The sequence below is a fragment of the Shinella zoogloeoides genome (assembly GCF_003574625.1).
Classification (GTDB): Bacteria; Pseudomonadota; Alphaproteobacteria; order Rhizobiales; family Rhizobiaceae; genus Shinella; species Shinella zoogloeoides_A.
The window spans coordinates 80,970-99,394 of record NZ_QNUJ01000012.1; the positions used below are offsets into that span (position 1 = coordinate 80,970).

Annotated in this window: 23 protein-coding genes; 3 read left to right on the plus strand and 20 right to left on the minus strand. The window is 61.8% G+C overall.

The genetic code is table 11. The features are described 5' to 3' along the window. Nucleotides 1-82 precede the first annotated feature (82 nt). The 9 genes from DSD28_RS21685 to DSD28_RS21730 form a co-directional block, all read right to left on the minus strand. Nucleotides 83-394 carry a hypothetical protein gene (locus DSD28_RS21685; RefSeq protein WP_119258515.1) on the minus strand — a complete coding sequence of 104 codons (312 nt, stop codon included), beginning with the start codon at nucleotides 392-394 and terminating at the stop codon, nucleotides 83-85. Between the two features lie 558 nt (nucleotides 395-952). Beyond that, a complete protein-coding gene (locus tag DSD28_RS21695) occupies nucleotides 953-1,138 on the minus strand; it encodes a hypothetical protein (RefSeq protein WP_119258517.1) in 186 nt (61 codons plus the stop codon). Nucleotides 1,139-1,196: 58 nt separating this feature from the next. Then, nucleotides 1,197-1,418 carry a hypothetical protein gene (locus tag DSD28_RS21700; protein ID WP_119258518.1) on the minus strand — a complete coding sequence of 74 codons (222 nt, stop codon included), beginning with the start codon at nucleotides 1,416-1,418 and terminating at the stop codon, nucleotides 1,197-1,199. Nucleotides 1,419-1,428: 10 nt separating this feature from the next. After that, complete coding sequence (locus DSD28_RS21705; protein ID WP_119258519.1) at nucleotides 1,429-2,595, minus strand: DUF7352 domain-containing protein; 1,167 nt, start codon at nucleotides 2,593-2,595, stop codon at nucleotides 1,429-1,431. A gap of 258 nt (nucleotides 2,596-2,853) precedes the next feature. Continuing rightward, the gene (locus DSD28_RS21710; RefSeq protein WP_119258520.1) at nucleotides 2,854-3,261 is read right to left on the minus strand and encodes a hypothetical protein; all 408 of its coding nucleotides are present in this window, start codon (nucleotides 3,259-3,261) and stop codon (nucleotides 2,854-2,856) included. Next, a complete protein-coding gene (locus DSD28_RS21715) occupies nucleotides 3,245-3,445 on the minus strand; it encodes a hypothetical protein (RefSeq protein WP_119258521.1) in 201 nt (66 codons plus the stop codon). The genes DSD28_RS21710 and DSD28_RS21715 overlap by 17 nt, the downstream gene beginning before the upstream one ends. After that, the gene (locus tag DSD28_RS21720) at nucleotides 3,438-4,223 is read right to left on the minus strand and encodes a methyltransferase (RefSeq protein ID WP_119258522.1); all 786 of its coding nucleotides are present in this window, start codon (nucleotides 4,221-4,223) and stop codon (nucleotides 3,438-3,440) included. The genes DSD28_RS21715 and DSD28_RS21720 overlap by 8 nt, the downstream gene beginning before the upstream one ends. 124 nt (nucleotides 4,224-4,347) lie before the next feature. Then, nucleotides 4,348-4,548 carry a hypothetical protein gene (locus DSD28_RS21725; protein WP_119258523.1) on the minus strand — a complete coding sequence of 67 codons (201 nt, stop codon included), beginning with the start codon at nucleotides 4,546-4,548 and terminating at the stop codon, nucleotides 4,348-4,350. Between the two features lie 166 nt (nucleotides 4,549-4,714). Further along, complete coding sequence (locus DSD28_RS21730) at nucleotides 4,715-5,359, minus strand: antitoxin of toxin-antitoxin stability system (protein ID WP_119258524.1); 645 nt, start codon at nucleotides 5,357-5,359, stop codon at nucleotides 4,715-4,717. Between the two features lie 311 nt (nucleotides 5,360-5,670). On the opposite strand from DSD28_RS21730, the gene DSD28_RS21735 reads away from it, so the two are divergent. Next, nucleotides 5,671-6,861: a DUF1173 domain-containing protein gene (locus DSD28_RS21735; protein WP_119258525.1), complete on the plus strand. Its 1,191-nt coding sequence runs from the start codon at nucleotides 5,671-5,673 to the stop codon at nucleotides 6,859-6,861. A gap of 92 nt (nucleotides 6,862-6,953) precedes the next feature. Then, the gene (locus tag DSD28_RS21740) at nucleotides 6,954-7,163 is read left to right on the plus strand and encodes a hypothetical protein (protein WP_119258526.1); all 210 of its coding nucleotides are present in this window, start codon (nucleotides 6,954-6,956) and stop codon (nucleotides 7,161-7,163) included. A 30-nt stretch (nucleotides 7,164-7,193) separates the two neighbouring features. On the opposite strand, the gene DSD28_RS21745 is transcribed toward DSD28_RS21740, so the two are convergent. The 10 genes from DSD28_RS21745 to DSD28_RS21790 form a co-directional block, all read right to left on the minus strand. Then, entirely contained in the window at nucleotides 7,194-8,171 is a 978-nt protein-coding gene (locus DSD28_RS21745) for a hypothetical protein (protein WP_119258527.1), read from the minus strand. Between the two features lie 82 nt (nucleotides 8,172-8,253). Continuing rightward, the gene (locus DSD28_RS21750) at nucleotides 8,254-9,921 is read right to left on the minus strand and encodes a hypothetical protein (RefSeq protein ID WP_119258528.1); all 1,668 of its coding nucleotides are present in this window, start codon (nucleotides 9,919-9,921) and stop codon (nucleotides 8,254-8,256) included. A gap of 88 nt (nucleotides 9,922-10,009) precedes the next feature. Beyond that, nucleotides 10,010-11,200 (minus strand): DUF932 domain-containing protein, encoded by a 1,191-nt coding sequence (locus DSD28_RS21755; RefSeq protein WP_119258529.1) that lies wholly within the window; start codon nucleotides 11,198-11,200, stop codon nucleotides 10,010-10,012. Between the two features lie 67 nt (nucleotides 11,201-11,267). After that, entirely contained in the window at nucleotides 11,268-11,540 is a 273-nt protein-coding gene (locus DSD28_RS21760) for a hypothetical protein (protein WP_119258530.1), read from the minus strand. Beyond that, nucleotides 11,537-11,959: a hypothetical protein gene (locus DSD28_RS21765; RefSeq protein WP_119258531.1), complete on the minus strand. Its 423-nt coding sequence runs from the start codon at nucleotides 11,957-11,959 to the stop codon at nucleotides 11,537-11,539. Before DSD28_RS21765 ends, DSD28_RS21760 begins: the two co-directional genes overlap by 4 nt. Nucleotides 11,960-12,086: 127 nt before the next feature. After that, nucleotides 12,087-12,500 carry an antirestriction protein gene (locus DSD28_RS21770; RefSeq protein ID WP_119258532.1) on the minus strand — a complete coding sequence of 138 codons (414 nt, stop codon included), beginning with the start codon at nucleotides 12,498-12,500 and terminating at the stop codon, nucleotides 12,087-12,089. Next, nucleotides 12,500-12,973 (minus strand): hypothetical protein, encoded by a 474-nt coding sequence (locus tag DSD28_RS21775; RefSeq protein ID WP_119258533.1) that lies wholly within the window; start codon nucleotides 12,971-12,973, stop codon nucleotides 12,500-12,502. The genes DSD28_RS21770 and DSD28_RS21775 overlap by 1 nt, the downstream gene beginning before the upstream one ends. Nucleotides 12,974-13,052: 79 nt before the next feature. Then, a complete protein-coding gene (locus tag DSD28_RS21780; RefSeq protein ID WP_119258534.1) occupies nucleotides 13,053-15,197 on the minus strand; it encodes a ParB/RepB/Spo0J family partition protein in 2,145 nt (714 codons plus the stop codon). A 100-nt stretch (nucleotides 15,198-15,297) separates the two neighbouring features. Further along, complete coding sequence (locus tag DSD28_RS21785) at nucleotides 15,298-15,876, minus strand: hypothetical protein (protein WP_119258535.1); 579 nt, start codon at nucleotides 15,874-15,876, stop codon at nucleotides 15,298-15,300. Next, on the minus strand, nucleotides 15,873-17,024 hold the full coding sequence (locus DSD28_RS21790; RefSeq protein WP_119258536.1) for a phosphoadenosine phosphosulfate reductase family protein: 1,152 nt from the start codon (nucleotides 17,022-17,024) through the stop codon (nucleotides 15,873-15,875). Before DSD28_RS21790 ends, DSD28_RS21785 begins: the two co-directional genes overlap by 4 nt. Before the next feature lie 437 nt (nucleotides 17,025-17,461). On the opposite strand from DSD28_RS21790, the gene DSD28_RS21795 reads away from it, so the two are divergent. Continuing rightward, a complete protein-coding gene (locus tag DSD28_RS21795; protein ID WP_119258537.1) occupies nucleotides 17,462-17,773 on the plus strand; it encodes a hypothetical protein in 312 nt (103 codons plus the stop codon). A 57-nt stretch (nucleotides 17,774-17,830) separates the two neighbouring features. Here the strand turns inward: DSD28_RS21795 and DSD28_RS21800 are convergent, their stop codons facing one another. Then, on the minus strand, nucleotides 17,831-18,109 hold the full coding sequence (locus DSD28_RS21800) for a hypothetical protein (RefSeq protein ID WP_119258538.1): 279 nt from the start codon (nucleotides 18,107-18,109) through the stop codon (nucleotides 17,831-17,833). Nucleotides 18,110-18,425 lie beyond the last annotated feature (316 nt).

Genomic DNA, 18,425 nt, shown 5'->3' on the forward strand with positions numbered 1-18,425 from the left:
CCGGGCGCTCTCCAAGCCCGCCAGGCCACCCCTTCCCGGCCCCTCTCTCCCTCTCGGCGGCACGGGCGGCGGCGCCCGGCCTTCAGCCGGGCGCGAGCTTGAGGTTTCCGAATGCAGCAACGCCGGCGACCGAGACTTCGTGCAGGACAGCCTTGCCGCCGGCGGCAATCCATGCAGCCGCTTCCCCGGCCGATAGCTCATGTACAGGGACGAGGTTTCGCTCCGCGGCGGCGCGCTGGCGCTCGAAAGCGTCACAATCTTCAAAGGCGTAGAGCGTATCCCCAGGACCATCCCAGAAGACGATGGCGAAGCGCGTCGGCTCGACGACTTCCGAACGGAAGTTCAGGAACACCGGCGGTGCGAGGTAAGGGCGGGCGATGGCTGAAAGGCTCATGTTGCTCTCCTGAAAATGCAGAAAGGCCCGGCGCTCCTTGCGGAGCACCGGGCCTGGTTGGGAGGAAGGAAGGTGAATTGCGGGCAGTCGCCTACGGCTGCCAGAATGCGACAGAGTCGACGCGGGTGATGGCCAGAATGGGCTTGGCACAGGCTGGCGACGGTTGCACCGCGGTCCACCGGGATGTGATGAACCTACGGTCCGTCAGCGTTCGCGATTTGATCATCGCCGCTTGAACGGCGCCGGAAAGCTGTCGAGCTCCAGGCGCGTCGCGAGTGTCGTCGAGATAGAATGTTTCGCCGGGTCGGAGCGTGAGAAGCTTTGACACCAGCGATCCCTCCTTGAGCCTGCTCGTTCTAACGGTCCTTTTCATCGGATTCCTCCTTCTGGCAATAAAGTCACGCGCGGGTCCGCACGGCATACCGCGGCGGATGCCGTGTTTGATCGATCGGATAAAGCTTCTGGAAATGCGGCTGGATCACCGCTACCGGGACCCCCGCGCATCAATGAGGTTCAGCTGCGCAAGCGAGAAACGCGGTCCATTGGCGGATTGGCCGCCTAGCTATGCGTGTAGCCGTCGGCCTCTATACACAACCACATTCCGCACCAGGGCAGTGCAACGGCTCCGTCGGCAGCGGCGACAGGAATGGCAAGCTTCCTGAAAGCGCGATAGGAAAGGCCCTGATCGGCCTGTTGCCATTTCAGATGAATGGCGCGGCGTTGCTCCTTCGTGATGGGAAACACGCGATGTCCTCCTCTGTTGCGGGCGCATCGGCGCCCATGATGTTCAAACTGAGCACAGTCATTCGACGAGTTCGATTTCATCAGTGTCGAAGCCTTGGAGTTCCTCCGGGTCGAGGAGTGCGGTTGTATACTCCTCGGATCCCGGCACCTCCCAATCATCGGGAAGATAACTGGCGTCTTCGATCGCAAGACGCTTGGCCTCCTCGACGTCTGCCGCTTCCACTATGACGCGGCGGGTGACGGTCAACTGGGCCGTGACCTGGACTTCATATTCTGGCATCGCGCCCTCCTTATCGGATCTGCTGGTCAGCTTGCGTGAACTGAGGGGAGCTAGACGAACGTCCGTCCTCACGTTTGATGGTGCTCTCGTTCAGAGCCGAGGCGACATCTCGAAAGAAATGGAGCACCAGTCGACCATCGAGGAAAATCTCGGTTCCCAGATAGTCGTCGAGCAGGGCGTCCGGCACCACGTCGCCGGTTCCCACGATGCGGATCGTGAGCGCTTCAACAGGAGCGGTCGGATCGCATGCATACCAAACGAATGGCGACGGTTCGTCGGGATACTGGCGTGAGAGTTTCAGGATACGGGTGCCGCGAGGAGCCTGGATCGAGATCTCATCCGTGCGTGCCGCGAAGATCGGCAGCCGCTGCTTGTGAATTACGAGGCGCTGCATCCTCGCAAGCCGTTCTGCATCGTCTGAGGCGCGGTCTGCGGATGTCGATATGCCATCCTGCTTGAGGAGCTCGGTCGAGGGATCGACGGGATCTTCGATCCCGATCAGACGCCAAAGAGCGCGCGCCGCGGCGGTGTCGCACTGCGGCTCGCCAGTATCGATTCCGATGTCATAATATTCGGCCGAGGATCGATCAAACAGAGTGCCCAAGCGATCATAGACCTGCGATTTCCTTTCGATATCGGAGAGCTCGGTTGGAACCGTCTTCGCGATGTGAGCGTCGGCGAGCGCAAACAATGCAGCCTGGGTGCGCAAGAGGCGGTGGCCATCGACCCAGGCGAGGGCTGCAAAGAATCGCCGTCTCGGTGTATTGGTTGCGCGTTCCGCCAGGTTGGCGTCAATCTCGAACCGCATATCCTCCGCCAGGGCGCGTAGTTTTGCGGCAATGGGGGGAACCGGCTCGGGGGCAGAATCGGCTTCCTCCGCGTCGTCCAGACCTGCGGGCTCGGCAAAGCGTTCGGCCGCGGCACGATCCATGAATGCGAAACCGCCCGGCGCGCTTTCCCAGGGACGGAAGTACCATCCACCCTGCTTGCGCGCCTGATTTCGGAGTGCGCTGAATTCGGTGCAGTCGAATCGTTCGTCAACAACGCAAATGAAGATCGGGATGCCCCTCGACGTGTGCACATGCTCCGCGATGGTGAAGCGAGGGGCCGCCCTCGCACCGTAGACAGGCGCGCCGACGACGTTTTCGAGACGGGCGGAATTGGTTTCGTTTTGCATCATGCTCCTCCATTACTGCAGGCGTCCGCGCCGACGGGAGCTATGTGCCCGGCGGTCAGAGCAGGTCGGTGTTGACGGTGATGAAAGCGAGGGGTCGGCTACGTGGGATCAGGCGACGCCGGGCCATATCGACGGATTGTTTCAGGAAGGACAGGGTTCTCGTGCTCTCCCGAAATGTGGAGAGGCCCGGCGCTCCTTTCGGAGGACCGGGCCTGACAGGGAAAATGAAGATGAGGTGCGGGCGGCGGCCCGCTGCTGTCAGGCTTTCGCAGACGGACCTGTGTCGATGAAGACCTCGTCGCTATTGGCTTCGAGCAGCATCAGGATTCGGCCGCCGACCGCGACGCATTCATTGATCCAGCAATGGTCAGCGGCGGAATGCCGGCCGAACCGCTTCGCCGGAACATAGATGATCGTGAAATGCGGATAATCACGACCATCTTGTCCGCGATGGATGGTAGGGCCCTCGACCGCGACGACGATGCCGCCCGTCCCATACGATGTGCGAACAGTCATGCCCGGTTGCACCAGAGCCGGCACATCGGGCGCGCAGGGCGGCGTCAAGCGATATCGCCCGGGGTCATGTGCGCCGAGTTCGGCCGAGTAGAGCGAATGGGCAAGATGCGAGCCCGGCTCGCCGGGACGGGGTTTACGCCGAATCTGCATCGTCGCCTCCCTTTCCGTTGTGGTAGGGCGGGTCATTCGAAACCTCGCCATCACGCAGAGGATCGAGGAAATTCGGAGATCCGAAGCCCTTGTCGAAAAGCTGCTGCGCTTCGTCAGCATCGTCGGCGAGAACTTGCTGGGTGCCCTCGATACGCCAGTTGATGATCCACGGCTTCTTAGGCATGGCGACCTCCTGCAACGATCGTAACGACGCAGGTGTTGACCGCAGTCCCCGACGACCGGAAAGACCCTTCAGGAAGCGGTTCGATGGCACCGCCGTGGTCTGCAACGAAGTCGCGAAACGTCGTCGTGAGCTTGTTGGTCCTGAACAGAATGCCCGCGGACATGATCGCGACCAGCCGGCCGTTGCGCCTGAGAAAGCCGAACGCATGGATGACGTGACGGATGTCATCCTGCCCGGCGAAGGGCGGGTTCATCACGATGCGATCGTAGGATGCATCGGGCTGGATATCGAGGAAGTCGGCCTGTTGCCCGGTGCAGAATGAGGCGGCAGGCATGCTCTCGAGACGGGCGATCCTGAGCGCCAGGCGAGCGCATCGCGCCGCGTCGATCTCGATCGTATGGACATATCCGCCGGCGGCAACCGCCTCCACGGCGATGTTCCCGAGCCCGGCGCTCGGTTCGAGGACCCGCATCTGCGGCCTGATGTCGGCGCGGTCGGCCACATCGCCGGCAAGGGGTTGAGGCGTATCGAACTGGCCGAAGTCCTGTTTGATGCGGGAATATTCGCCGGTAAGCAGGATCGGTTCCAGCGCCTCCGCGGCATCCCCTTCGAACACATGGGCTTTTGCCGAGCGGTTCCACTTTCCGCCGGCGGCCTGAAGGACCTTGTCGATTTCGAGATAGAGCTTGTAATCGAGCTGGCTGACAAGGGAGACCTTCGATCCTTCGACGACGGCAGCGCCGAGAATCCTGAGTATGTTTGTCGCGATCTGCGGCATTGTTGAATTCTTTTTTTCGAGGGGAAAAGCGAGAAGACCCGCAGTGCATCGGTGCAGACTCCGGCGGCCGGACAGGTGAGACGGCGGGACCGGCGATGCGCAGCGTGTCGCGGGTTATGAGGCGTCAAAGTCGGAAGGCATTGGCGAGCTCGCGCCGGTCGATCCGATGCTCTGCGAGCATCGAGCGGTAGAAGCGCTTGCGCGCGAAGCGGAAGGCAGGATCGTGCCGGATTCGGTGATCGAATTGGCAGGCCGCGGCACGCACGACGGCGCGCCAGTTCGCATCCGCACGGATGCGAAGGCGTGAATAGACGGGATCATTCATGGCGGTGTTCTCAGGAGCGCGAGGGGCTAAGCCCGGGCAGATGTGCGCTCTCTCCAACCTTCAGCCGGGCCGCCCGGCCCGCTGCCCCCCTCTCACCCGGCCGTCCTGCCGCTTCGCCTGCCGCCTCGGCGACTGTCATCCGGAATGCGGACCCTCCGGCGTCGGATTAGCCGAACCGACGACCGGACGCATTGAAGGTGTAGGCATTGGCCACGATGGTCTCGTCGACCATTTCGTCGGAGGTCAGCGCGTTGTATTCGTTCTCGAGCTGTCGGTAGAGCCATCGGGCGAGATCGCGAAGAGCCTCGATGACCGTATCCTCAGCGTCAGCGGTCATGTCCTGATAGTTGAGACTTTCCCTCCTGACAGAGATCGCCATGCAATATTCGTGATAGTAGTTCCCGCGATGGCTGACATCGGCCCGAAGCTGGTAGAAGTTGCGGCGCTGGATCGCCTGCAGGCCGTCGGCGATCCCGTGCAGCATCGTATCCTTCGGCGCATGGTCCCGGATCGCGCGGGGCGAGCCCTTTCGATAGGAGTAGAGTGCCTGGAAAGACGCACCGTCTCCTTGAGACCAGAAGCCCGTGAAGTGTATTCTTGGCTCATCCCGTGTGCCGCCGCCTACAAGATGGACCGGAGATGTTTTAAGGCGAACGCCAAGGCATTCACATATTCGGCCGAAATCCTCGAAGACAAACTCGTACCACTCGTAGTCGAAGCCGCCCTCGCGGTACCAGGTGCGAGCTTCCTCCTTCGCTTTTTCCGACAATTCCTCGAATTTGTAGACCGTGGTTTCAATGACTTCGGGCATACGAACCTCCTGAATTGCAAAAGCCCGGCGCAGGGCCGGGCTCGAGGGGAATGGACAATGCCGGCGATTGCCGGCGGCTGGAATGGATGGCGGCTCGAAAGGGGCAGCGGAAAACTCCCCTCAGCGGTGTGCGGCAGCGCACAGCATCGCCAATCTCTTTTCCGCGGCACGTTCCTGCTCGCAGACGGTCGCGCTGCGTCCGTCATTCGGCCGTTCAGATAAGCAGACGATGGACGTTTTACTATAGGGATTTTTGATAGTATAACGCCACCACGCCGCGCAGGGTTTGGCCTGGGAAAGGGAGAGCGACAGTGCGAACATTCACGATCGGCGATGCGGTATTCTCGGAAAATTCCCCGGAATTCCGGGCGCTTCTTCCGCGTGCCTATGAAGAGCGGCTCCGCCCGATGTGCATGTGCAGGCAGCCGGCTGTTGCGATGTACATCGCCCGAATGGACGACCAGTATCTTGTGAAACGCATGCCACTATCCGGACGCGAGCACGACCCGGCCTGCCCTTCCTATGAACCGCCATATGAGCTTTCCGGCCTCGGGCCGCTCATCGGCAGCGCCATCCAGATCGACGCCAGCGGCAAAGCCGATCTGAAGCTCGATTTTTCCCTGACGAAACGGGGACCGCGCGCCGCGGCCGGTACGGCGGCGGAACAGTCGGAACCAGCTATTCGCAGCGAGCCGCGCAAGCTGTCGCTCAGGGCGATGCTTCATTATCTCTGGGAGGCCGGCGAACTGACCGAATGGCGTTCCGTCTGGGCCGGACGGCGCGGCTGGGGCCGTGTGCGCACCAGCCTGATCAACGCGGCGTCGCAGATGACGGCGAGAGGTGGACCGCTCAGCGACATGCTGTATGTGCCGGAGGTCTACCAGGCAGAGGACAAGGACGGCATCGCCGCCCGGCGCGCCACCGCTCTGAAACCCGTACAGGCCACAGGTTCGGGGCCGCGCAAGCTGATGATGATCGTCGCCGAGGTGAAGGAGTTCTCTCCGGCCCGCGAGGGACAGAGGATCGTGGTGCGGCACATGCCTTTCCCCCTGATGATCGAGGACGGCGCGTGGCGGCGGCTGGCGGCCCGCTACGAAACGGAACTCGAACTATGGCGCTCCAGCGAGGCGTTCCATCTGATCGTCATCGCCACCTTCGGCATCTCGACCTCCGGCATCGCATCGGTCGAGGAGGTCGCGTTGATGGTGGTGAACGAGCACTGGCTGCCCTTCGAGGACATCAACGAATTGCGACTGCTGGAGAAGCTCAGCCACCTGAAGAGGAAGAGCGTGAAGGGCCTGCGCTTCAACCTTCCGCGCGATGCGCCGATCGTGTCGGTGACGTTGCCGGAACAAAAGCCCGCGCCGGTGGCCATGTTCATCGTGCCGGCAAGCGCCGGCGACGACTACGAGCACGCGCTTGCCGACATGATCGAAACGAGACCCGAGATCACACCTTGGGTCTGGCGTGTCGGCGAGGGCGAAATCCCCCGGCTTCCCTGATCGTGGACTTCCCGGCGTAGGCCGTTGACAGGCTGGCGCGAATAAGAACAGCTGCCGGGAGACAGTCATCTGCCACATTCAGCCGGAGCATCATGAAGCCTGAGAAAAAGCCGTTCGTCGTCGAGTTCAAGAATCGGCGGCGCCTCTCCCGGAAAGAAACGTCGATCTGGGGGCGTATCGACCTGAAGGCCGCCAGCGAAGTGGTTGAGGTCGAAGAGATGGGCACCGAAGCTGCGTCGATGATCCACGGGCAGACGCCGGAATCCGAGGCGACGCCGACCCCGGCCGGGATCAGCGCCTGATCAACGTCATAGACTGGCGAAGACCGTGCATCAGGATTTTCGCGCGACGAGGTTCTCACTGGAGAGTGCTTCGGCCGCAACGTCCCGCCGGCGGCCGGCAACCGACGCCATGACGATCTCGAGAAATTCCTCGGGTTCGCCTTCCCGATACGGCCCGTATTCGCACCAGTCCAACGCACCGACGACAGCGGGAATGAAATCGAAATCGAAGGTAAATCCGCCCTCCTCCAATGCATCCGAGAGATCGGTGTACGCTTGCTCTGCAAGAGGTACGATCGCCAGGACATGACCCCGCATCGCCAGCCAGCCGGTCGCATCCCACAATTCGGACATGCGGATAATGCCATCGGGAACCGGACGGCGATCCTCGTGAAGTCCGCGAAAATAGAGCATGGCCTCCCAGATGCAGAGAGCCGTCTCCATCTCACCGACGGTGAAAGACCGAGGGGTGACAACCGGAGCACCGTCTAGCAACGAAGGCGGCGAGACCGGGGGCATCAGCGCGCGATCTTGCAAACGGAACCGCTTCAGCAGATCCTCGCTGGTCGCGTGATGGATGCCCTTGCCGGTGATGAGGGACACGCTGGCACCATAGGTCTCCAGCCGCTGCGAAGGGTGATTCATCCACTGGATCACCGTGACCTCCTGCAGGCTCGGCGATCGCGCGACAATTTCATGCACGATGAATTGCCAGGGGAATTCGGTCAGGCCGATATCGGCAGCGATGTCGTCACCGTCCGCAGATGTCGGCAACAGCGCGAGAATGCGGCTGCCGATGAAGGCATTGAGTGCGCTCCCCGATTGCGCCGCCGAGGCGCCAAAGGCGTCTACCAGCGCCTGCCGTTTCACAGTGATCGGATTGACCGGGCCGACGTCAGTGAACAGGACAAGCCCGGCTTCGGTCTCGCTGCATTCGAGAACGTGGGTCAGGATGAGCTTTTCGAGCGGCGTGATATCGGCAAGCGGGATTGGCGGATAGGTATAAATCCGGGTTTCGAGATTGTTCATGGGACTGCCTTTCAGTCGAGACGAGAAACCCGGCGCGATGGCCGGGTTGATGGGAGGAATGGTCGAGCATTTTTGATGAGGGCTATGTCGCCGGGCGCGGCGCGGGCGACGCACCGACGGACGGAGAAAGACCTTCGACCGAGATCTTTCGATGCTCGATCCTGATCAGAATCGCGTCTTCGCGCGGCACGCGCCAAACCAGTTCGCGTTCGACGACACGCACGATCGCATTGAGATCGGCAGCGTGCGCCGTTTCCAGCAAGGCGATGCTCAGATCCTCCGCCTCGTCGGAAAACCATTGCTCCTGCTCGTCGTAGGAGCCGGCTTCCGAATCGTCCGTGGGCGAATAGAGGGCATCGACAAGGAAGGTGGTCAGGTGTGACGGGGTGATAGCCGACTGCTTGGTGACGAGGATCTCCGCCTCGTCCAAGGAACCGTGATCGACCCCTTGGACGATCAGGTCGGTCTCCAGCACCCACTCGGTCTTTTCCGCGCGAGAAACGTCCAGAACCACCTCGAGGCGATCCGGCCGCGCGTTTGCGCCGAAGAGATCGAAGGGCTGATTTTCTTCGGTCGCGCCATCGATCTCCATTCTATAGGATCGGATCTGGATGCACCGAAGCGCGTCGTACCAGGCATAGCCGGCAAAAGCCCGGTGCGGGTCGAAGAGCGCCGGAGCACTGTCCAGCCGCGCGATTGCCCGGGCAAACGTCTGATCTTCGAGCGGCCCCTCTCCTTCGAAGACAATCGCGTCTTTCTCGACGGACGCAGGCGCGAGGACAACACTCCGGTCCGTGTCAGCGCACGAAGGCGAAAAGGGTCGCAATAGAGGCGCTGCCTCTTTCAGATCGATACCAAGCGTCCGGCCAAGCTGGTAGTCCTTGAACCTCAAACTGTGCGCACCGCTTGCCGCGATCATGCGAAAGAACAGGCGCGTGATCTCTTCGAGGAGCGCGACATACATCGCATCGCGCACGACATCCTTGCGGGCCGGAAGCACGAGCTTAAGGTGGGCACAATCGACCACGTCGATGCGCACGAAATAGCTGCGATGCCAGGATTGCTGAAGCTCAGGCAAGGGAATCTTCAGCGTCACGCCATGGAAATTGGCGTTGTCATCGTGGTAGCGGGAAACATCCCGGCCAAAGACACCGATCCGAATTCCTCGCCATTCCTCGATATGATCCGCGCTCTCGAGGAAGTCATTGAACGGCATTTCCTCGCCGTTGAAGACGACGGGAACAGGGAAAAAGCAAGCGGCGCGGCGAACCGCACTCGCAAAATGCTCCCCCTTCTTTTCCGGGAAGATCACCGTCAAGCCCTGATGGCCATCTGGACCGGCGTCGACGGTGACCGGTTCCTTGCCGTGAAAGGCATCCGGTGTCGCCGCGATCGCCCAGGTCTGGCCAGTGCCCTTCTGGCCGGCGATGATCATCGCTCCGCGATTGGCGAGGGAAAAGAAGCCCATTCCGGCGGCGTCTTCTGACAAGGACAGAGCCTTCGACCATTCGCTCCTTCCGAGAGAAAAGAGCGAGCGGGGGTCATCTAGGCCCGCGCCGTCATCAGCAATGCGAATTGCCGGTCCGAAACGTGGATCGTCGATCTGGTCGATCAAGACCTTCGCGGCCCCGGCGCGCCGTGCGTTCTGGAGCAGTTCGTTGAGGATATCGTCGATCGAGGCGTTGAAAAGGCGGCCGACCTTTTCGATGGCCTCCGCGGCGACCTGTGCGTGAAAGGAAAAGCTGGTCATTGTAAGTTCTCCAAAATGGCGAACGCCCGGCACGGTGGCCGGGCGCTAATGGGATAGAGGGGGGAGTGTGTGCGGGAGCGGAACGTGGTCAGGTCGCGCTTTCGAGCAGCTTGCGCGCTTTGCCCTCCAGTTCCAGGCGGGTGTCCTGATGGGCTTTTCCACGCGCGAGGGCCGTGATGCCCTGAACGAAATCGAAGATGGACTCCGGCGGTCGCCCCTCCTCCGAGAGGACCGTGTCGATGATTTTGCCGGTTTCCGCCTTGGAGAATCCACGCTTGCGCAGGAAGCTGGACCGGTCCTCTTCGTCGCGGGCGACGATCTTCTCGCGTGCAGCACGGATGCCGTTGATAAACGGCGCGGGCGATGAGTTCGCGAAATTCATCAGGGCCGGCGCGGCCTCGTGCGCAAAACGTTTTGCCGCGAATTTCGAGTGCCGAATGGTGATTTCCTCGAAATTTTCGCAGCCCCAGAGGTTCCGATTCATGCACACCGCTCGGAGATAGAAGCTTGCGATACCAAGCGTTTTCGACCCAACCTCCGAATTCCAGGCATAGAAGCCGCGGAAATAGAGATCTGGATCGCCATTCGGGAGTCGGCCGGCCTCGATGGGGTGCGTATCGTCCACCAGGAACAGGAAGACGTCCCGGTCGCTGGCATAGAGCGTCGTCGTATCCTTGGTCACGTCGACGAAAGGATTGTGGGTCATGGTCGACCAGTCGAGAACGCCAGGCACCTTCCAGATCGTGTCGCCGGTCCCGTTCCCGGCGATGCTCATCACCGCCGCAACGAGTTCCTTATCCCAGATGCGGCCATACTCGGGGCCGGTCACCGCGCGCAACTCGACGCGCCCGTCGTCCATTTCCAGGGTCTTGACCAGTTCGGCGCTGTGGTTGAGCAGCCCATGCTGGAGATTGATCGCGGCAAGTGGCGCGGGAAGCTGGCGCATGTAGCTCGCCGGCGCGCCGACAAGGCTGCACAATTGGCCGTAGCTCCAATGGGTCGGCGCCAGCGGCACGCGGCTGCCGGGAACCACAAGAGAAAGGCGCTCGGCATTATCGCGCGTCGCCTCGACGCGGATGTCCGCGCTCTCGACCGTGCGAACACGGGCGCGTTCCGTCCGCTCGCTGACTGAGCGATGGAGGTCAGAGAGCGAGAGGTAACGCTCGTCGTCCGGGCGAGAGAACCACTCGGACGATACGCGGCCGATGCGCTCGCCGCGCGAAATGTCGACCTTGAAGCCGGAGGATACGGCGGGCGGGCTGGAAATCATGGAATTCATAAGTCGTCTCCTAAAACGTGAAAGCCCGGCGCGAGGGCCGGGTTGGTGGAAAGAAAAGGGATGAAGCTCAGCGCGCTGGCGCGGGGTGGATGCGGTCGTCGTCAAACTCGACATTTTCGATGACGGGCTCCGTCCCGTCCGCTGTGACGCGATCGATGTAGATGATGGTGCCTTCACGCCGTTGATCGATCTCGATGTGTTCCGGCTGATCGGATGCCTCCATGGCCACCGTAGCGCTCGTCTTGGCTTTCTCGATCGCCTCAGCATCGCTGTCGGCCTCGAGGGCGAATCCGTCATAGGCACTCAGCCAGAATCCGATTTTGACTTTGTATTGCGTCATAGACGCTCTCCCTCGGCGAGATTGTCGGGATCGCGAGCGCCTGCGAGGATCGCCTCGCCACGGGCGACGGCGGAGACGGCACGCTCGATCCAGTCATCCGACGCCGCCCGGCCGGCCTGAACGTCCGCGAGAAGCAACTTCAGCAAGCCAAGCAGGATCTCGAAGTGCCGTACCTTCCGCTCGCTCGCTTCCGCAAAGTGCGAGGGAACAGGGATCGCCTGGCCGGAATAGGCAGCATCGACCCCGTTCCATATGCCGGAAATGTAGTTCTCGCCGGCGTCTTCGTAGCTCAGCTTTTCGCCGGACCAGTCATCGTCCTCGATGGCTTGCCGGCATGCGAGCGCAACGGTGTCGGCCTGGTAGGTACGATGACGGTAGGCTGGCAACCGGTAGCTTGTCTCAATGGTGTAGTCGGGCATCTCAAGCTCCTGAAACGAAAGAGCCCGGTCGCCGCTATCGCGCCAACCGGTCTGGTGAAGTGGGATTGGATCGGTGGGGCGTAGCTCACCGCGAAACGCTCGCGACCCGCAGTCCTGCGAGTGGGCTTCAGTCGATTGCCTGGAAGATCTCCGAGGCCTCGGGATGATCCGCCGAGTAGGCGTGGAGGCGCTCATATCCTTCGACGAGTCGATCGGACTGAAACTGGAATGACAGGTGCGAGAAGGCGAACATCGTGGCGATGATTCCGGCGGCCTCGGCGGAGACCTCGCCCTGGAAGCATGTGACGTCACCGGTAATCCGGAAACGTGTCCTGGATCTGGGTGCGAGGAAAAGCGGCTTGCTCTCGTGCTCGAAGAAGTCCCAAGAACCGCCACGATAGTCGAGAGGGCTCAGCCTTTCCATCCAGGCATAGACGGCATTCTCGGCGACGAGCAGGTGCGAACGGCCGAAGAGGGTCGGCAGGAAATCCTGACGGGCTTCGTCGGGGACGATCACCGCGCGCGGGGTATCGTTCAACATCACGCCACCCTCCCTTCGACAGCATCCGCGCAGATTTCCTCGACGCAAACCTCCTCGAGGCGGATATTGATGTGACCGCTCTCTTCGACCCAACGACGGGCGTCGGCCATGTTTGCCGCAAGGTAGAGCAGGATGCTGTGGGCGCCGTATTCCTGAAGGACACGAACTTCGCCGGCGAGGGGGCGACGGACAACCTCGAACGAGAGATCGCTATCGAGTGGAAAGGCTTCGCGGGCGGCGATCGCAGCATCGAGGTCCATTTGAAACTCGCCCGGTAGGAGCGTAATCGCGCCTGCCGTCGACCAGATGATGCTGGAACGAGGCGGCGTGCATCGCACGAGCCAACCGGCACCATTGCATTTCTTCCAGGCGGCGAGGGCATCGGCGTCCTCGTCGGATGGCCGGGGAACGGAATTGCGAAAGGAGATCATCGCGCCGATCGGCGCGCGTTCATAGATGGTCATGACGGACATGTTCGTCTCCGAATTTCGAGAAACAGAAAGGCCCGGCGCGACGGCCGGGCCCCGGATCGATCGTTGTTGGTCCGAGGATTTACTCCGCGGCTTCGAGATGCCCGCCGTTGTCTTCATCAGCGTCGGCGGCAGTCTGCTCGCCATCCAGCTCCTCGGTCAGGAAGGCCGGCAGCACGACGTCGCCAGCTTCGACGTCCTCGTCGTCGACCGTCACCGCATCGTTCGTCTCCGCAGTCCCGACTTCCTCGGCGACTTCGTCGGCGGGATAGCGCAGCACTTCGGGGAGCCATCCGCTACCGTCGAGCAGCCGGGCCGCCTCGCGCGCCATGTCCGGCTTCTTCAGGTGATCGATAAGCTGGGCCGACTGATCGCCCTTTGCTTCTCGAACGGCCTGCAGGATATGCGCCTTGGTCACGCGGCCCAGATAGTTGTCGACCGTCGGCGTCCAGCCCGCACCCACCATGCCGAACCCGATCGTCTGGGCCAGCTGCACGGCATGCTGGTTTTCCCTGGTCCGGCGGTTCCATTGCTGGATCGTGGCGTTCAGCGACATCGACGCGCAATGCGCAAACAGCGCCATCCGGCTGTCGTGATCGAGCGCGATCAGATAGGCCCAGACCGCATCGGCGTCACCGGGAAGATCGTGCCCCCAGGCCTCCTGGCGCTGTTCGATCTCCTTCGCCCAGACCGTATCGGAAAGGCTCTGCGTCTTGGTCGAGACCGTATGCTGCACCGAGATTTCCAGGCACGACGTCGTGCGGAAGTGATAGAAGGTGTTCAGCACGAGCAGGTGCAGCACAGCGATGAAGGCTACCATCGGCTCGTTGGCGAGCGCATTCCTGAGCGCAAGCGTGCGGGCGGCGGTCAGGTCCTCGATAAGCCGTTCCGACAGCGGCCGGATCTTGCCGTCGTCCTCGTCAGGCTCCTCGATACCAACGGGCTTGCCGTTGATCGTCACACCACCCCCTGCCGCAGCGGCGGTGTTGTCGCCATCGTCACCATCCTGCTCGGCGCCATCGCCATCCTGCGCCTCGACGACAGGCTCGTCTTCCGGCCGGACGAAGCCGCGCTCGATCCTGAGTTCACCGTTGCCGGCCAGCGAGATGAAGGCGCCGCCGCGAGCGACATCCTCGGGATCGAGGATAAAGGGTCGCTCATTCAGCGCCGTCAGCTGGGCGTCGAGATCGTCAAGGTGCGCCTCCGTCTCCTCGGAATAGTCGTCGGCAGCTTCGTATTCCGCGTTGAGCTTTTCGAACTCGGCCGTCAGGGCATCATGACGCGCGAGTTCCTCCTCGGTGAGCTCCGGCTGCTTTCCGTAAAAGCGACGAAGGCCGGCAGCATGGCCGAAGTGGAAGTCGATGGCGGAATCGACCCACTTCCAGCCCTCGTCGGCCTTCAGCGCCTCGGCATCAGCCGTCAGCTTCTCCAACACGAGCTGTTCGAGCAGCGCCGGATCCTGGAGCCATCCGCCGTTGTCCTGCTCGAAGAGATCACGCATGACAATGCCGCCGGCGGCCTCATAGACTTCGATGCCGACATAGACCGCACGGCGATCGCTCGCCCGGATCGCCGTTTCGGTGAGCAGCCGGCGGATGTAGTAGGGGTCGGTGCTTTGCGTGCGCGAAATCGTCTCCCAGACCTGCTCCTGCCGGGCGTGATCCTTGGTGATCGAGAACGCCATGACCTGGCCGAGCTTCATCTGGTCATCGCCATAGAGTTCGAGCAGGCGGGGCGACACCGAGGCCAGGCGGAGGCGCTGCTTCACCGTCGCAACCGAGATGTGGAAGCGGGCGGCGATTTCTTCCTCATCGAGCCCCTGGTCCCGCAGGACCATCATCGCCCGAAATTCGTCCAGCGGATGCAGATCGGCGCGCTTGACGTTTTCGGCAAGCGAGTCCTCCGCTTCGAGCGTATCGCCTTCGCTGACGATGCAGGGGACGCCAGTCGTCTTGGTCAACTGCTTCCGGTCGACCAGCAGCTTCAGTGCGCGGTAGCGGCGGCCGCCGGCAGGGATGCGGTAGATGCCGGTCTCCTTGCCCTCGGCGTCGAGTTCCGCGCGCACGTTGATGCTGGTGAGCAGCCCGCGGCGAGCGATGTCGTCGGCAAGTTCCTCGATAGAGACGCCGGCCTTGGTCTTGCGCACGTTCTGCTGGCTGAGGACGAGCTTGTTGAAGGGGATATCGCGCCCGACATTGAGCGCGATTTTCTGAATGGCCTGTGCCATGTCAATTCTCCGCGGCGGACCGGCCGGAGCCTCTCTCCAGCCACCTCAATCCGCCACGAACGCCCCGTCCCCCCTCTCCCTCTTTTGCCGGCCGCCGCCCTCACCGCCTGCCGCCAGCGCCCGCGTCGCCGCCGGCGTCGCGCGGGCAACTGTTCAGCCAGATCGCCATCTGCTGCCGCATGATGCCGATCGGCGCGCAGATTTCCGTGATCGCCGCGCTCCCCGCGACAAAACCATCCTCCTGAAACAGGTCGATGAGGTGCTGCATGACGTCGAGATAGAGGGCGCCACCAACCAGGCAGACATCGACGAACGGTTTCCGGCCATGCTCCGTCATCGAGGCGATGTGCATGCCCGGATGCTCGCCCGATGGCATCACGCGCCGCTGGGTTTTCGACAGCGGCCATCGCGTGCCGAGGCCGCCGGCCTTCATGGCGGTCGCAATCTCCGGCGTCATCCGTCGATCGTAGTTTTCGATAGTGGTCCTGGCTTCACGAAAACCGTACTCGGGCGACACGAAGGCAACCCGTGCCTTCTGCTCGTCGGGATCGACATGACGCAGTGTGCGCCAGAGCGGTCCGTCATATCGGTCACGCGCCGGCATATATTGCGGGCCGTCGCGCTTGGTCATCGAGCACGAAAGGATCAGCAAGCGTTGGGAAGGCGACGTGTCGGTCATGCGGCCCTCCCCCGGCTGGCCTGAAGGTCGAGCAGCTCAGCATAACGAGCATGGATAGAGACGCGGTCGACATGTCGCGCGCGAAATCCCAGCATCTCGCTAACCTCCGAGCGCACTTCCGCGAGGAGATCGGCCTCGCCGTCGGATAGCGTCCGGGTCGGCCAGCCTTTCACAAAGAGCATCGGCTTCGTCAGCCGGCGTTCCGCCTCACGACGGCGGTCCGCCTTTTCCTTGGCCATGTTGAGAAGATCGCGGATCCTCGGCTGAAGGAGATGGGGGGCGATATCGCCTAGCCACCGGCTGCTCTGAAACGCAAACGTGCTGCGGCATTCCAGGCCAACCATCTGTCGATAGAGATCGTGTGCTTCCGGCTGCGCCGCCGCGGCTACCAGATCGGGAAGGCTCGACATGATGCAGAAGCGGCACGAAACACGCGTGAGGCCAAACCGGCGATAGGCGGGATGGGGTTCGATTCCCCAGAAATCGAGCGACGAAAAGACCTCCGGCTCGGACCAGTCGAGTATCGGCCGCCAAGTCCATATTCGCTCGCCCGGCTTGTGATCGAAGATTTCGGCGCGGGCGCGCTGCCGGCTTTCCTCGCGCCGGACGCCGGTCACGCTGATGATCGGCAGTTTGGAGAACCGGCGTTTGAGTTCCGCATGGATTTTTGAGGTCTTCATCTCGGACGTGCAGTACCTCATAGCCGGCGTGCTCCAGCATGGGACGAGCGTCACGGTGCTGAGGTTTTCGTAGCGCGCGACGTTGGATCGCCAGCGGCTTTCCCACCGGTCCATCAGCCCACCTTGCTTGCGGCGGACGACAATGAGATCGGTGGCAAGGCGATCGGACAATTGCTCGCAGGTCGGGAGCGAATCCGCCCATTCGACCGAGCCGAGGTCGGCATGGATCAGCAGACGCGGGCCGGAATGTCCGATCCGATCAAGATACTCGAAGGTCGTCATGGCTGCGGCCTGGCTGTCCTTGCCGCCCGAAACACCGATGGCGACGGCCGCGCCTTGCTGAAGAAGATCCACGATCGGCGGAAGAATGGAAATCGACGGAAAAGCGCGGGAAATCGAAATCGCCGGCCGCGTCCTATGGGTGGCAAATCGCTGGTGCTCGGGATCCTCATTCGTATTGTGACGCATGGTGCGGCTCCATGGCGAGCAGCCGGAGCCTCTCTCCAGCCTCTCAACCCGCCGCTGCCGCTCCGCCCCCCTCTCCCTCCTCCACCCCCGACCCCCTCTACCCATTCCCGGCCGCCCGCGTCCCCGGCCCGGTTCGGAAGGTGGTGTGTCACGCGGGAGTGCGCGAAGAAATTTCAGGACAAATTCAACGGGATGTCTTATCTTCCGCCCCGAAGCGGTACGTGCCGCTTTGGGGCGTGGAAACCCCTGTGAACGGTTGGTGCTGGCCGATACAGCATCACCTCCTTGACCTTTGGGTCGGGGGGCCTGACGCTATGTCCAGGTTCTCCGAACTAAAAGCTCAGGGCCGTTTCACACGGTTTCCAACCCCCCGATCATGGGGTCATTGAGCATTGAACGGCGGGGACGTACCGCCGAAGTTGCTTCAGGAGAAACCGTTGGCTGAAGGTCTCGTCTTCACTTTCTATACCTACGCCGATGCCCGTATTCCGCGCGAGGAGCGCTGGAAACCGACAGGGCTGCGCGATATTTTCTTCGACAACTACGATGAAGTGAGGCGCACCGTTCTTGCGATGCGCGACGACATCGCCGCCGATCCCGACATGGAGTGGGAAACGACGAATATCGAGAAGGTTGAGACGGTCCCGATTTCTCAGTCCAGCATCTTGGCGTTGCTCAACGATGGACCCGGTGCGTTTGTCGACCGTTACGAGGTTGTGGAGACGATCGGGCGAAAGCACGAAATCTGATTTTCGCCCGCGTGGCAGCTCCGATCTTCATGCATGGTTGCCGTCTTCCAGTACGAGCTACCTATCCGGTTTGATGAACGGGGACGGCAGTAACGTGTCGTCTGGCAAATCCGACACGCGCTTTATCACCTCCTTGAGGCGGTCGATATTGAACGCATTATCCGCAAACCATATCTCGATCTCGGCCGGATCGAGTGTATCGACCATCGCGGTCGTCGGAACCGCACAACCAGAGTCCCGGATGGTGCGGATATTGTGTTGGTAGCGGCGGATTCGTTCTTCCATCGGAAGGTCCGGACCGTGCTTCAATAACTTCTCTTTCGGCCACGTTGGCATCAGGTTCGCTCCTCCAGAGCGCCGCAAGGGTACTTCGAAAAACTACCAAAGACCCTTAAAAAAATCCAACCCTGACACTCTATGCTGTCCGGATTGTTTCCGATGAAAATGCCTGGACGAATGCGCTTTTCGTTTATTCGCAGCGGATTTATCTTTGACCGCGTTATCTTCGCTAAAACCGAAACTTTTGCTTGGCTTCTCTCCGTTAGAGCAAGCCGCGCAGGCAACCGCCAACTTATGGACGCTTGGCAGATTGAGGTTTGCTCCCTGACGTCAGGTCGCACGATTTGCACCTTGAGCAAGTCTTCGGGCACTA

What these genes read in the sequence shown, in the direction of transcription:
- DSD28_RS21710 (WP_119258520.1), bottom strand. Translation starts at nt 3,261, where the DNA reads ATGCAGATTCGGCGTAAACCCCGTCCCGGCGAGCCGGGCTCGCATCTT.
- DSD28_RS21685 (WP_119258515.1), bottom strand. Translation starts at nt 394, where the DNA reads ATGAGCCTTTCAGCCATCGCCCGCCCTTACCTCGCACCGCCGGTGTTC.
- DSD28_RS21770 (WP_119258532.1), bottom strand. Translation starts at nt 12,500, where the DNA reads ATGTTGAACGATACCCCGCGCGCGGTGATCGTCCCCGACGAAGCCCGT.
- DSD28_RS21790 (WP_119258536.1), bottom strand. Translation starts at nt 17,024, where the DNA reads ATGCGTCACAATACGAATGAGGATCCCGAGCACCAGCGATTTGCCACC.
- DSD28_RS21755 (WP_119258529.1), bottom strand. Translation starts at nt 11,200, where the DNA reads ATGAATTCCATGATTTCCAGCCCGCCCGCCGTATCCTCCGGCTTCAAG.
- DSD28_RS21765 (WP_119258531.1), bottom strand. Translation starts at nt 11,959, where the DNA reads ATGCCCGACTACACCATTGAGACAAGCTACCGGTTGCCAGCCTACCGT.
- DSD28_RS21750 (WP_119258528.1), bottom strand. Translation starts at nt 9,921, where the DNA reads ATGACCAGCTTTTCCTTTCACGCACAGGTCGCCGCGGAGGCCATCGAA.
- DSD28_RS21720 (WP_119258522.1), bottom strand. Translation starts at nt 4,223, where the DNA reads ATGCCGCAGATCGCGACAAACATACTCAGGATTCTCGGCGCTGCCGTC.
- DSD28_RS21715 (WP_119258521.1), bottom strand. Translation starts at nt 3,445, where the DNA reads ATGCCTAAGAAGCCGTGGATCATCAACTGGCGTATCGAGGGCACCCAG.
- DSD28_RS21780 (WP_119258534.1), bottom strand. Translation starts at nt 15,197, where the DNA reads ATGGCACAGGCCATTCAGAAAATCGCGCTCAATGTCGGGCGCGATATC.
- DSD28_RS21800 (WP_119258538.1), bottom strand. Translation starts at nt 18,109, where the DNA reads ATGCCAACGTGGCCGAAAGAGAAGTTATTGAAGCACGGTCCGGACCTT.
- DSD28_RS21760 (WP_119258530.1), bottom strand. Translation starts at nt 11,540, where the DNA reads ATGACGCAATACAAAGTCAAAATCGGATTCTGGCTGAGTGCCTATGAC.
- DSD28_RS21775 (WP_119258533.1), bottom strand. Translation starts at nt 12,973, where the DNA reads ATGTCCGTCATGACCATCTATGAACGCGCGCCGATCGGCGCGATGATC.
- DSD28_RS21745 (WP_119258527.1), bottom strand. Translation starts at nt 8,171, where the DNA reads ATGAACAATCTCGAAACCCGGATTTATACCTATCCGCCAATCCCGCTT.
- DSD28_RS21705 (WP_119258519.1), bottom strand. Translation starts at nt 2,595, where the DNA reads ATGCAAAACGAAACCAATTCCGCCCGTCTCGAAAACGTCGTCGGCGCG.
- DSD28_RS21700 (WP_119258518.1), bottom strand. Translation starts at nt 1,418, where the DNA reads ATGCCAGAATATGAAGTCCAGGTCACGGCCCAGTTGACCGTCACCCGC.
- DSD28_RS21725 (WP_119258523.1), bottom strand. Translation starts at nt 4,548, where the DNA reads ATGAATGATCCCGTCTATTCACGCCTTCGCATCCGTGCGGATGCGAAC.
- DSD28_RS21740 (WP_119258526.1), top strand. Translation starts at nt 6,954, where the DNA reads ATGAAGCCTGAGAAAAAGCCGTTCGTCGTCGAGTTCAAGAATCGGCGG.
- DSD28_RS21730 (WP_119258524.1), bottom strand. Translation starts at nt 5,359, where the DNA reads ATGCCCGAAGTCATTGAAACCACGGTCTACAAATTCGAGGAATTGTCG.
- DSD28_RS21785 (WP_119258535.1), bottom strand. Translation starts at nt 15,876, where the DNA reads ATGACCGACACGTCGCCTTCCCAACGCTTGCTGATCCTTTCGTGCTCG.